This is a genomic window from Falcatimonas sp. MSJ-15 (assembly GCF_018918265.1).
Lineage (GTDB): Bacteria > Bacillota > Clostridia > Lachnospirales > Lachnospiraceae > Falcatimonas.
The window spans coordinates 1-12,595 of the sequence record NZ_JAHLQC010000005.1; the positions used below are offsets into that span (position 1 = coordinate 1).

Annotated in this window: 11 protein-coding genes and 1 pseudogene; 11 read left to right on the forward strand and 1 reads right to left on the reverse strand. The window is 33.4% G+C overall.

All coding sequences use genetic code 11. The annotated features are described in order from the left end of the window. Positions 1-290 precede the first annotated feature (290 nt). From KQI85_RS04785 to KQI85_RS04830, 10 genes are all read left to right on the forward strand, one after another. Positions 291-629 (forward strand): alpha/beta fold hydrolase, encoded by a 339-nt coding sequence (locus KQI85_RS04785; protein ID WP_253293750.1) that lies wholly within the window; start codon positions 291-293, stop codon positions 627-629. Positions 630-673: 44 nt separating this feature from the next. After that, a complete protein-coding gene (locus tag KQI85_RS04790; protein WP_216574962.1) occupies positions 674-1,522 on the forward strand; it encodes an amidohydrolase family protein in 849 nt (282 codons plus the stop codon). Positions 1,523-1,726: 204 nt separating this feature from the next. Further along, complete coding sequence (locus tag KQI85_RS04795) at positions 1,727-2,980, forward strand: ATP-binding protein (protein ID WP_216574963.1); 1,254 nt, start codon at positions 1,727-1,729, stop codon at positions 2,978-2,980. A 50-nt stretch (positions 2,981-3,030) separates the two neighbouring features. Next, the gene (locus KQI85_RS04800) at positions 3,031-3,822 is read left to right on the forward strand and encodes a hypothetical protein (protein WP_216574964.1); all 792 of its coding nucleotides are present in this window, start codon (positions 3,031-3,033) and stop codon (positions 3,820-3,822) included. Between the two features lie 148 nt (positions 3,823-3,970). Beyond that, positions 3,971-4,981 carry a LacI family DNA-binding transcriptional regulator gene (locus tag KQI85_RS04805; protein ID WP_216574965.1) on the forward strand — a complete coding sequence of 337 codons (1,011 nt, stop codon included), beginning with the start codon at positions 3,971-3,973 and terminating at the stop codon, positions 4,979-4,981. Next, positions 4,981-6,312, forward strand: coding sequence for an MATE family efflux transporter (locus KQI85_RS04810; protein ID WP_216574966.1), 1,332 nt, complete (start codon positions 4,981-4,983; stop codon positions 6,310-6,312). The genes KQI85_RS04805 and KQI85_RS04810 overlap by 1 nt, the downstream gene beginning before the upstream one ends. 626 nt (positions 6,313-6,938) lie before the next feature. Then, positions 6,939-8,258 carry an MFS transporter gene (locus KQI85_RS04815; protein WP_216574967.1) on the forward strand — a complete coding sequence of 440 codons (1,320 nt, stop codon included), beginning with the start codon at positions 6,939-6,941 and terminating at the stop codon, positions 8,256-8,258. Between the two features lie 379 nt (positions 8,259-8,637). After that, positions 8,638-9,207 (forward strand): DUF4342 domain-containing protein, encoded by a 570-nt coding sequence (locus tag KQI85_RS04820; RefSeq protein WP_216574968.1) that lies wholly within the window; start codon positions 8,638-8,640, stop codon positions 9,205-9,207. Between the two features lie 152 nt (positions 9,208-9,359). Beyond that, positions 9,360-10,055, forward strand: a complete 696-nt coding sequence (locus KQI85_RS04825; protein WP_216574969.1) for a response regulator transcription factor — start codon at positions 9,360-9,362, stop codon at positions 10,053-10,055. A gap of 9 nt (positions 10,056-10,064) precedes the next feature. Beyond that, the gene (locus KQI85_RS04830; protein ID WP_216574970.1) at positions 10,065-11,345 is read left to right on the forward strand and encodes a cell wall metabolism sensor histidine kinase WalK; all 1,281 of its coding nucleotides are present in this window, start codon (positions 10,065-10,067) and stop codon (positions 11,343-11,345) included. A gap of 7 nt (positions 11,346-11,352) precedes the next feature. On the opposite strand, the pseudogene KQI85_RS04835 reads toward KQI85_RS04830, so the two are convergent. Continuing rightward, positions 11,353-11,508, reverse strand: a pseudogene (locus KQI85_RS04835) (dihydroxy-acid dehydratase); the annotation flags it as partial. A 107-nt stretch (positions 11,509-11,615) separates the two neighbouring features. Here KQI85_RS04835 and KQI85_RS04840 point away from each other — a divergent pair. Beyond that, a complete protein-coding gene (locus KQI85_RS04840; protein WP_216574971.1) occupies positions 11,616-12,242 on the forward strand; it encodes a lactate utilization protein in 627 nt (208 codons plus the stop codon). The last annotated feature ends 353 nt before the right edge of the window (positions 12,243-12,595 follow it).

The window sequence follows — 12,595 nt, forward strand, 5'->3', positions numbered from 1 at the left end:
ATAAAAAAGAGTTTGTGTGGCAAGTATAAGAATCTTGAGATATATTCTGAAGCAGAAAAAATTATAGGTGAAATGTTAAGTTAAGTGTTGTGCCAAGTTTAAAATGAATTCTCTTTAGGTCATCCGCAAGGATATAGAGTTTGTTCGTATATATAAAGAAATTCTGTATGCTTCAGACGGGATGCTTAAACATTGGTACAGAACAGGAAATTATGATGTAACTGTTTTTGAGCAGGAGTATCTGGAAATGATAAATCATTGGGAAATGGTTTATGGAAAGGGGACGGAAAATGACAGAAAACAGTTATAAGACACCTAGTGGCTGCATCCATTATTTTGTAAATATAATAGATAAACAAAAAAATACTTTAGTATTTTTACCTGGGCTTACAGCAGATCACAGGCTTTTTGAAAAGCAGATAGAATATTTTGAGAAAAAACAGAATGTGTTTGTATGGGATGCACCATCACATGCGTTATCAAGACCATTTACGAATAATTATAGTCTGTCTGACATGGCACAATGGCTTTGTGAAATTTTTATCTTCCTTAATGGCAGCAGTTGTCATATTAAGATCAAGCCTATTGAAAATTTTAAATATTACCTTGAGAGTAAAATGAAAATATAGTATAAATTAATGTAAAAGCAAAAATTATAATAGGAGAGATTAAAGTGGAAGAGAAAAGACTAGATTGGTTTACTATACCGAAGATAGATGCACATATACATTTGATGCCGCAAGACGTGATAGAGGCAAATATAGGAGAGAAGTTTGCTGATTATGGTGATGTTAGTGAGTATATAAAATTAATGGATAAATATAATATTACTACAGCATTTATTATGCCATTTAATGATCCATATATGCTTTCGATGGACTTTACATTAGAGTCAGTTCATAGCAATCTCTATAATATGTGTAATATGAGTAATGGAAGGTTATATAGTTTTGCAGATATTGATATTAGAAAAAATCTAGATAAAAATATTTCAGAGTTAAATAAAATTATAAATAAAACGATGTTTTTAGGTATAAAAATTCATCCAACTAATACAGGATATCCAATTGATGGAGAGTATTATGATAAAATTTTTAAATGGGCAAGTGATAATAACGTATTGGTAGAAATACATTCATACCCAAGGACACATATTAATGATGATGTATGTTCACCATCAAGAATTAAAAATGTAATAAAAAAATATAGTAATCTGAAAGTTTCGATAGCGCATATGGGTGGATTTCAATATGAACAATTATATGATATTAATGCATGTTTTAACATATCAGCTATTTTGCCAGATTATGTGAATGAATATGGCATAAAAAAGACTAATAATATATTGCGAGAGTTTGGTATTGAAAAACTTGTATTTGCAACAGATTATCCGGATAGTCGCAGTTTAAAACCTGATGAGATATATAATAAGTATTTTGATATACTTAATAAAATGGATTTTACATATGAGGAAGCTGAAAAAATATGCAGATATAATATAATGAATATGATAAAAAGGTAACACATAAAGGATTTACTTTTGCCATAATAAAATGTCAACAATTTGGCAACCAAAAGGTTTATCTATGATAAATTGTTATAGAATTATAAATATGTTTTAGTAAAATATCACAAAAAATAGTAATAGCTATTGATGCAAAGAAGATTTAGTGATAAAATAACATTACTAAAATTCGTGCAATGCACAAAAATAAGGAGCGATATTATGGAGATTAAGAGAGAGTCCTACCTTGAACAGTTAAAGATAAGAAAAGATAATGGCATGATAAAGATTATTACGGGAATTAGAAGGTGCGGCAAATCATTCCTGCTATTTGTGTTGTTTAAGAAATATTTATTGGAGAGCGGTGTAGATAATGACCACATTATTGAGATTGCCTTAGATGGTATTGAAAATGAGGAACTAAGAGATCCAAAGAAGTGCTATCAGTATATCAAGGATACAATGAAAGACGAGCAGAAATATTATCTACTTTTGGATGAAGTACAGTTTATGCCACGATTTGAGGAAGTGTTGAACAGCTTGCTTCGTATCAGTAATATTGATGTATATGTGACTGGAAGTAATTCTAAATTTTTATCAAGTGATATAGTAACAGAATTTAGAGGCAGGGGAGATGAGATAAGAATTTATCCCTTATCATTTGCCGAGTTCTATGCAGCTTTCGATGGGGATTATGATGATGCTTGGGAAGAGTATATGATATATGGTGGATTGCCACAGGTGGCACAGTTTTCTGTAGAACGTCAAAAAGCTGAGTATCTGAAAAATATTTTCACAAATGTTTATATTAAAGATGTAGTAGAGCGAAACAGGATTCAAAATGTTGATGAAATTGCTACTTTGGTTGATATTCTCGCTTCTGCAATAGGAGCACCAACCAATCCAACTAAAATATCAAATACCTTTAAAAGTGAACGGGGTATCAATTACAGTAATAAGACTATATCCAACCATATAGATTATCTTGCAGAAGCATTTTTGATTTCTAAAGCGAATCGGTATGATATTAAAGGTAGGAAATATGTGGGGGCAAATCTGAAATACTATTTTTCAGATATAGGACTTAGAAATGCCAGACTGAATTTCAGGCAGCAGGAGCCTACTCATATTATGGAGAATATCGTGTATAACGAGTTGCTTATCAGAGGTTATAATGTGGATGTTGGTATAGTTGATGTTTTTGCAAAGAATGGTGAAGGAAAGAGAATTCATAAGCAGTTAGAGGTTGATTTCGTAGTAAACCAGGGCAGTCAGAGATACTATATTCAAGTAGCGTATGATATGGCTTCTGAGGAAAAGCAGACACAGGAACTTAATTCATTTAGGAATATACCGGATTCATTTAAGAAGATTGTGATAGTAAATGGAACTAAAAAGCCGTGGAGGAATGATGAAGGCTTTGTAATTATGGGAATGAAGTATTTTCTGCTTAATGTGGATAGTTTAGAGTTTTAGTATGGAAGAAGATAATATACTAGATTGTTCATTAGAATTAGGAGGAAAAGATGGATAGATTTTCAGAAAAGAGCCTTCTTTCACTTGGAGATTATTATGTATATGGACTTATAGATCCTCGCAATAAGCAAATCTTCTATATTGGAAAGGGTACAAAAAACAGAGTGTTTGAACACGAGAAGGAAAGCAAAGGCAGCCCTGAAAGCGAGAAACTAAAACTTAAGACAATATCAGAAATCAAGGATGCCGGACTTGAAGTTCAAAAGATTATCATCAATTCAAATCTTACTGAGGAAGAGGCATTTGCTGCAGAGGCATCATTAATTAATGCCTTTAATTATGTCAGCGATGCCAGACTAACTAATATAGTTGCCGGACATCATTCTACAGAGGCATTATCAGTTGATGAATACGAAAGAATATATGGTGCAGTTGAACTTGAAGAAAAAGATATCAAGCACAGAATTCTTGTTATAAAAATAAACAGGCTTTACCAAAGAGATATGGACGAGAAAGTATTATATGATGCTGTTCGTGGTGTCTGGAGAGCATCAAAAGAAAAAGTAAAGAAAATTGAGTATGTTTTCGGTGTTTACAATGCTTTGATTGTTGCTGTATATAAGCCATCAGAGTGGTTTGTCTGTAAAGAGGCAAAGGACAAACTTCCAAGACAGGATATCGTTCTTACACCAAACAATGAAAACAGAGTGTTCTTCGTAGATGAAAGATACGAACAGGGACTTCCACTTGATGAGAATGAAGAGTTCTATTTGGGAAAGTCGATAGCCAGATTGAAACTTAATCAATCGGCACAAAATCCGATTACATATTTGAATTTATGATAAATTGTATAGAATTATAAACATCCTCTAGTAAAATGTCACAAAAAACAAACGCAGATTTTGTAATGGGTTATACGCTTAACCTTTGTAAATCCAACCTTTCTGTTGTACCATATAATTAGAATATCAGAAAAAAGGGGAGATTGATATGGCACAGAACAGGGTTAGAATAGCAGATGTCGCAGATGCATTAGGTCTTAGTACAGCGACTGTCTCAAATGTGATTCATGGCAAAACAGAAAAGATTTCGGATGAGACGGTAAAACGTGTCCAGCAGGAGCTTGAACGCTCAGGGTATATTCCAAATATGGCAGGCATTCTGCTTGCAAGAAATAATTCAAGAATTATCGGAGTGGTGGTAAATGACCATGAAAAGTATGAGGGCAGAGTTTTAGAGGATGGATTTGTGATGTCATCGTTTAATGCTCTTTCTCATGAGGTTAATGAAAAAGGATATTTTCTGATGATAAAAACGACATCTGACATCAGAGAAATTCCGGTATTTGCATCCATGTGGAATATGGATGGGCTGATTTTGATGGGCTTTTGTGAAGCCGATTATGAGAAACTAAGAAACCAGATGAGAATATCATTTGTAGTGTATGATGGTTATTTTGAAAAATGTTCAAAGGTAGTCAATCTGGTAATCAATCATTATGACGGTGGTTATCAGGCAGGAAAATATTTAAAGGAGCTTGGACATAAAAAGGCATTGTGCATAGCAGATAATTTCATATGCATGGACAAAGAACGCATAGAGGGCTTTAGCAAAGCCTTTGAACCGGGAGAAACATTAAGATGGGAGATACCAAAGACCGAAAATGAAAGAATGAGCTTTTATGAAGGTAAATATGCATGGTTGTTAAAGAGTAATATTACCGCTGTTTTTGCAGTGTCAGATTTTTATGCACTCGAATTTATGCGATTTTTGCAGGGAAAAGGTATACAGATTCCAAAGGATATCCAGATAATCGGTTTTGATGATAATATGGCAAGCAAGGAAAGCAATCCTTCTCTTACGACGATTCATCAGGATGCATCTCTTAGGGCAAAAACTGCAATCAAGTGTCTTGAGGCGATGCGTGATGGGGCGGAGTGTGAAACTGAAATTGTATTACCGGTTGAATTAATAAAAAGAGAAAGTACGGGGGTGTTATAATGTCAAAGTTTATGAAAACATTATGTAAAATAGCAATTCCTGTAACATTGCAAAGTATGCTGCAGGCATCATTTTCAATTGTTGACCAGATTATGATTGGCCAGTTAGGCGAAACTAATATATCAGCAGTTGGATTATGTGGAAATTTTTCACTTATTTTTTCGGTGGTAATTGGTGCAGTAAGCACAGTTGCGGGAATACTAATAGCACAGTTTATTGGTGCAGAAGATACAAAAGAGGCATGGCGCAGCTTTGATGTGAGCCTTATCTGTGGAATTATGATATCAGCATTGTTCCTCTTTGCAGCAGGTGGCTTTTCAACACAGATTCTTGGACTTTATACTAAGGATATGGGAATTATAAGTGCCGGTGCAATATACTTTAGAATTGTAGCATTCACATATATCCCAATGGCAGTCAGTAATATTTTATCCTCATGGCTTAGATGCAAGGAGCATGCAACTATACCATTTTTAGCAAGCTTTGGGGCAGTTATTGTAAATACAGGTCTTAATTATCTGCTGATATTTGGAAAATTCGGATTACCATGTATGGGAATAAAGGGAGCTGCGATTGCGACACTTATTTCACAGTTGTTTAATCTCATATTTATTGCCCTCGGATTTGTCTTATGTATCAGAAAAGATGGAGATAAACCAGTATGGTCATTGCATTTTAGTAAAATTACTATTAAGGATTATCTGATAATGATTATGCCGATTTTAATCAGTGAATTTCTATGGAGTCTTGGACAAAATGTGGAGTCTGCTGTCTATGGGCACCTTGGAACATCAAACCTTGCGGCATATACACTTACATCTCCTATACAGGGGCTTATCGTAGGAGCACTTAGCGGATTGTCGGCAGCTGCCGGTGTAATGGTCGGCAAGAGGCTTGGAAAAAAAGAATATGATGAGGCTTATACAGAATCGAAGAAGATAATGTATGCAGGCTTAGCCGGAGCGGTAGCCGTATCGACATTGCTCATTCTTCTTGCAGGAGTATATACCAGACTGTATCGTGTAGATGGCAGCGTAAAAGAGCTTGGAAAGATACTGCTTATCGTATTTGCACTATATGCTCCGGTCAAGGTTGAGAATATGATACTTGGTGGCGGAATTATAAGAAGTGGTGGTAATACAAAAATTATCATGGTGATTGATATTGTTGGCACATGGTGTATCGGAATTCCACTGTGTCTGCTTGCAGCGTATATATTTAAGTGGGGCATAGTTGGTGTGTATACACTGCTTACCACAGAAGAAATATTCAGATTGGTTGTATCGCTTGTTATTTTTAAGAGACGCAAGTGGATGATTAGTTTATCATAAATTAATATGGTGTTTAAGAAATACTTATTGGAGAATGGCGTAGATAATGAGCACATCAATGAAGTGAAGAAGATAGTGGGTGCTTTTTCATTTCTGCGGAAAGAAAAATGCACTAGGCATTGTACCAAGTGCATTTTCTTACTTTCCAAATAAATCGCTGTGCGTTCCTGTTTGGGATAATGTTAAATATTTATAAATCAAATTGGAAACACAAAATTCCAGTTTGCCAAAATGACAACAGACAGGAAACCTAATATTTTTACACAAACCAAACAATAATGAAACATGGAAAAGGCGATTATTCCTATTTTGTGATAAGCAATTATCAACCTGTGATTGGTAAAATAGAGAAAATATTATAGATTGCTATTATAAACACAAGAGAAACAATCATACATCAGTTTGTGAAAAATAGCTAAAAAGTTAATGATATAGAAGAGGAAATGATAAAAAATTAACGAAATTGCTTATTTTATAAAAAAGTGGAAACGTTTCCATTGAAATTATACCATTTTTTGTGCTATAATTCCATTCAATGTGGCATATGTCATAAAACTTTCGTTCCAATATATTTTGAAAAAAGAAAGTTTGAATGTAATTATGATGAAATATGGAGATTTAAAGAAATGGGTAAAAGATTTAAGATGCGTCAGCGTTTTGGATACGGAGCTGCTGACATGGGAAGTAATTTTGTATGGTCAATGATAACGACCTATCTTGCTGTATTTTATACAGATGTTGCTGGAATAGGTGCTGTTACAGTCGGAATGATTATGCTTATTTCCAAATTTGTAGATGCATGTACAGATGTTATGATGGGAGTTATTGTTGATAGAACAAGAACCAGATGGGGAAAATGTAGACCATATTTTCTCTTTGGTGCGATTCCATTAGCATTTTTTGCAATTATAACTTTTTATATGCCGAATTTTGACAGCAATATGAAAAAAGTAATATATGCATTTGTTACTTTTAATCTGGTAAGTACAGGATATACAATAGTAAATACACCATTGTCAGCGATTTTACCAAGTCTTACACATGATATGCATGAGCGTAATGTATTAGTTACATTCAGAATGATTATGGCAGCAATTGGAGGTTTTTGCGTAACAACATTTGCGACACCGATTATCAATAAATTTGGCGGTAATAGTAATGCAGATAGCTATTGTTATACAATGATTGTATTTGCAGTGATAGCAGTTGTATTATTTTTATTTGCATTTATGAATACAAAAGAGTCAGAAGAATCAGTCAAAGCAGAAAAAGTAACATTCAGACAGGGAATTAAAGCAGTAAATGGTCAATATATATTGTTCATTATAATTATGTTTGTATTTATGCTTGGTTTTGCAGTAAAACAGGCCGGAGTAGTATATTATTATACTTATGTAGCTGAAAGAGTAGATCTTATTCCTATTCAGGCAGCAGTAACATCTATATCAATGATTGCAAGTCAGGCAAGTCTTCCAATGCTTGTTAGTAGAGTTGGAAAGAAAAAATGTATGTATATTATGGCAGGAATAGCATTTATTGGAAATGTTGTTTTTATATTCTCACTTAATAATGTGATATTACTGATTGTCGGAACAGCACTTGTCTGGTCAGCTTTAGGATTCCTTATGGGAATGAGATTTTCACTTTTAGCAGATGTTGTTGATTATTGTGAATTAAAATCTGGAATTCAGGCAGCAGGAATACTTTCTTCACTTGATAGTTTTGTGGCAAAACTTACATTTGGATTGAATGTAACATTGTTTACAGCACTTATGAGTCTTGGTGGATATGTTCCTAATCAGCAACAGACAGATACTGAAAAGCTCTTTATTAATATTGGATTTATTGGAATACCAGTGTTATGCCTTATTGTAATGGTTGTGTTATTACACTTTTTTAAAGTAGAAGAACTTTTGGAAAAATATAGAACAAAAGAAGAAAAGTAATATAAAGTTTATATATTAGGGACTTCATTCTTAGAGAGTGAAGTCTCTTTTATTATAAATTAGTGGCGAAAAGCCAACAGGCAAGCCTATAGGAGTAGTTATAAAAATTACCTTGAGAGTAGAATAAAAATATAGTATAAATTAATATAAAAGCATTAAACATTAATCTGTTTTTAATCTTTCTTATAGTTTTCTTTTAAGAAGATATATTACACTAGTACCATCAGATGACAGACAGGCATAAGACAGACATACATTACAGGTAGCCTGATATGTCTGTTAAGACTAATCGTTTAGGTGAACTGATGGCTGTGCACGACCATTACAAGTAACCTGATATGTCTGTTAAGACTAATAGGAACAGATAGGAGAGTATATTATGGATAATTTTGAGAAAGTTGAAAAATTAAGACAACATGCAAATGTAAGTTACGAAGAGGCAAAAGAAGCATTAGAACGTAGCGACTGGGATATTCTTGATGCAATGATATATCTTGAAAAGACTGGTAAAGTAAAAGAAGATGATAAAGCAGATTATTCTACAAAAAATGAAAGATGCGACTGGGATTTAAAAGAAGATAAAAATTGCAAAGATAAAGGTGGAATTGCAGATCTATTAAAACGCTTTGGCAAGTGGTGTATTAAAATAATAGATAAAGGCAACCGTAACAACTTCTGCATTGAAAGAGATAATAAAGAGATTCTTAAAGTGCCGGTAACAGTATTAGTAATAGCAACATTCTTTGCATTCTGGGTAATAGTTCCATTATTAATTATTGGACTATTCTGTCGTATGAAATATTATTTTCAGGGACCGGACATGCAGACAGAGACAGTTGAACTTGTAATAAATAAAGCAATGGATAATGCATCATCAACAGCAGAGAATATTAAGAATGAATTCAATCAGGCAGTAGCTAACGAAGAAGAACACAGAGAGCACAAATAGAGCAAAAGGCGCAGAATATGCGCCTTATTTGCGTGTTACAATGAATGTGAAGTATAATTCATATATATGACAAAAAGCTATTTGGATAATCTGATGGATGAGAGTAGGTATAGATACTGACATATATTATTAATTAACGAGGGAGAAGAATTATGGATAACAATAACAGAATATTAATAATTGAAGACGAAGACAAGATAGCAAGATTTCTTGAACTTGAATTGTCACATGAGGGTTATGAAGTTGTAAAATCGTATAATGGAAGAGATGGACTTGAAAAAGCACTTTCAGAGAGATATGCACTTATGATTCTTGATGTAATGTTACCGGAACTTAATGGATTTGAAGTTCTTAGAAGACTTAGAAAAGTGTCAGATATGCCAGTAATTATGCTTACAGCAAGAGATACTGTCATGGATAAAGTTGCAGGCCTTGATGGAGGTGCAGATGATTACATGACAAAGCCTTTTGCAATAGAAGAATTATTAGCAAGAATTCGTCTTGCACTTAAAAAGAAGAATAATAACATATCAGTAAATACAGGTAACATATTAAGCTGTAGAGGACTTACAATGGATATACAGCGATATGAAGTTACATATAACACAGATAAGATAGAACTTACTCATAGAGAATTTGAGATGTTAAGAGTATTATTAGAGAACAAGAATATTGTTATATCAAGAGAAAAATTATTAGAAAAAGTATGTGGATATGATTACCTTGGAGAGACTAACATAATCGATGTATATGTAAGATATCTTAGAAGCAAGCTTGACGATATATATAAAGTAAAATGGATTCAGACAGTGCGAGGAGTTGGTTATGTAATTCGTGATGATGAGTGAGGATAATATATGAGTGAGAAAAAAGAAGAAAAGAGAGTTACTTCCATTGCCCGAAAGATTAATCTTAATAATGTGTTGGAACTTATATGGTCATATCTGATAATAGATATTTTAATATGCCTTGTTGTGGCGGCAGTGGCAGTATATGGACTTGATGTAGAATATATAGGTTCATTAGACATTACTTTGCCAAGAAATATAACACTTGGTAAGACGATAAGAGATACTATATATGAAGTAGGATATATAGGAACTTCAAGTTACTATAGTGTGGAGATAGGCAGGTGGCTTGCATGGTTAATAAATGGCGGAATAATCATATTAGTTATGGAACTTATTGATATCCTTAAAAAGATAACAAGAGGAACTTACAGAGTAAGAAGAGAACTTAGTCCGTTGAACGAACTTGCTAAAAAAGCCAGAGAACTTAGCGAAATGGCTTTCGAAACATCTGGATTTGATGAGAAAAAATATCATGATCTTGAAGATGCTATCAGCAGCTTAAGCGTAGATAAAGAAGATGCAAAACTTAAGATGAACGATAAAGAACTTCAGGGAATCGAGAATGCACTTAATGATCTTATTGACAGAATGAGAGCTTCATATAGACAACAGGTACAATTTGTATCAGATGCTTCACATGAACTTAGAACACCTATAGCTGTTATTCAAGGATATGTAAATATGCTTGACAGGTGGGGAAAAGATGATGAAGCTATATTAATAGAATCTATTGATGCGATTAAGAATGAGGCTTCACATATGCAAAAACTCGTAGAACAGTTACTTTTTTTAGCGAGAGGAGATTCAAACAGACAGGTGCTTGATAAAAAAATATGCAGTCTTAATGACATAATGAGAGAAGTATATGAAGAGTCATTAATGATTGATGAAGAACACCATTATATATATGAAGAAAAAGGTGAAGCAAAAGTATTAGCAGATGCAGATATGCTTAAACAGTCAGTCAGAATACTTATAGATAATGCAGCCAAATATACTGCTAAAGGGCAGGATATAATTATTCGTGTTGGTGTCTTTAATAATGAAAAAATGATAGATGTACCATTCTATGAGATTCAGGATGATGGTATAGGAATGAAAAAACAGGATGTAGAGCGTGCATTTGACAGATTCTATCGTGCAGATGAAGTAAGAAATAGTAAGACCGGTGGTACAGGACTAGGACTTGCAATAGCAAAATGGATAGTTGACAAGCATAATGGATACTATGAGATTATAAGCAGAGAAGGACTTGGAAGCAGATTTCGAGTAGTATTGCCACAGTGAAAAGAAAGATAATATTCAGCTTTCGTTCTTCTACATCAATCTCAATAAGATCTCCATCTTCAACCAGTGCAATAGGACCACCATCAACTGCTTCAGGACTGCAATGTCCAATTACAGGTCCGGTTGATGCACCAGAGAATCTTCCATCGATAATAAGAGCGATCCTCTTGCCTTGAAAGCCTGATTAAGCAGTGCTATAATCTGAATAAAAGATTAACAATGCTTAAAGAGAGTAAAAGATTAATATTATTAAGAAAGGATGTAAGACGTATGACAGAAAATATGAAAAAGAGAAATGAACAGCTTGCGAAGACAGTAATAAAAGGATTAGAATCCCGTAATATGACAGGATACTATGCAAAAGACAAAGAAGATGCATTAAAACAGGCATTAGAGCTGATTCCAGAAGGTAGTACAATAGCAATGGGAGGATGTATGAGCGCCACAGATATAGGCTTAATTGATAGCCTCAAAGAAGGTGATTATAATTACATAGATCGTTCTAAGCAAGATGCAAGAGCAGGACTTATGGCAGCTTATGATGCAGATATATTCCTTTCAAGTGCCAATGCGATTACAGATGATGGAATACTTGTCAATATAGATGGTAATTCAAATCGTGTATCATGTATAGCACAAGGACCAAGAAAAGTAATCTTCATAGTAGGTATCAATAAAGTATGCCCAGATCTTGATAGTGCTATGAAACGTGCCAGAAATGTTGCAGCTCCGGCTAATGCCCAGAGATTCGATATAAAGACACCTTGTAAAACGACAGGTAAATGTTTTGACTGTAAATCACCTGATACAATATGCTGTCAGTTCCTTATAACAAGATATTCAAGACATACAGACAGAATACATGTAATTCTTGTTAATGATGAGATTGGATATTAATATATAGTTGATAAAGATAAGTTGACAAAGGATATAATAAATAGCATAAAAGAGACTTCGTATGATATGCCATATGTCAAGCAGGCAAGTTACATATCAATATGGAAGTCTCTTTTTAATTTATATAATTGCTAATTGAAAAGAATTATGATAAAAAAACGTAAAAATACAAAAATTAATAAAATATAACTAAAATAACGAAAATAATCATTTTGTTTACAATATATTCAGAAATATTTTATCAAATTAATACAAAATTTATTAAGATAACCCTTGTATTAAATAAAAAATATAGTATAATGTCATAGGTGCTAACAATCTTGTTATACTCACTTATTCATTTAGATATCAGA

Excerpts from the sequence above, each read along its gene's own strand:
- KQI85_RS04785 (WP_253293750.1), top strand. The coding sequence starts at position 291 with ATGACAGAAAACAGTTATAAGACACCTAGTGGCTGCATCCATTATTTT.
- KQI85_RS04795 (WP_216574963.1), top strand. The coding sequence starts at position 1,727 with ATGGAGATTAAGAGAGAGTCCTACCTTGAACAGTTAAAGATAAGAAAA.
- KQI85_RS04800 (WP_216574964.1), top strand. The coding sequence starts at position 3,031 with ATGGATAGATTTTCAGAAAAGAGCCTTCTTTCACTTGGAGATTATTAT.
- KQI85_RS04805 (WP_216574965.1), top strand. The coding sequence starts at position 3,971 with ATGGCACAGAACAGGGTTAGAATAGCAGATGTCGCAGATGCATTAGGT.
- KQI85_RS04810 (WP_216574966.1), top strand. The coding sequence starts at position 4,981 with ATGTCAAAGTTTATGAAAACATTATGTAAAATAGCAATTCCTGTAACA.
- KQI85_RS04815 (WP_216574967.1), top strand. The coding sequence starts at position 6,939 with ATGGGTAAAAGATTTAAGATGCGTCAGCGTTTTGGATACGGAGCTGCT.
- KQI85_RS04820 (WP_216574968.1), top strand. The coding sequence starts at position 8,638 with ATGGATAATTTTGAGAAAGTTGAAAAATTAAGACAACATGCAAATGTA.
- KQI85_RS04825 (WP_216574969.1), top strand. The coding sequence starts at position 9,360 with ATGGATAACAATAACAGAATATTAATAATTGAAGACGAAGACAAGATA.
- KQI85_RS04830 (WP_216574970.1), top strand. The coding sequence starts at position 10,065 with ATGAGTGAGAAAAAAGAAGAAAAGAGAGTTACTTCCATTGCCCGAAAG.
- KQI85_RS04840 (WP_216574971.1), top strand. The coding sequence starts at position 11,616 with ATGACAGAAAATATGAAAAAGAGAAATGAACAGCTTGCGAAGACAGTA.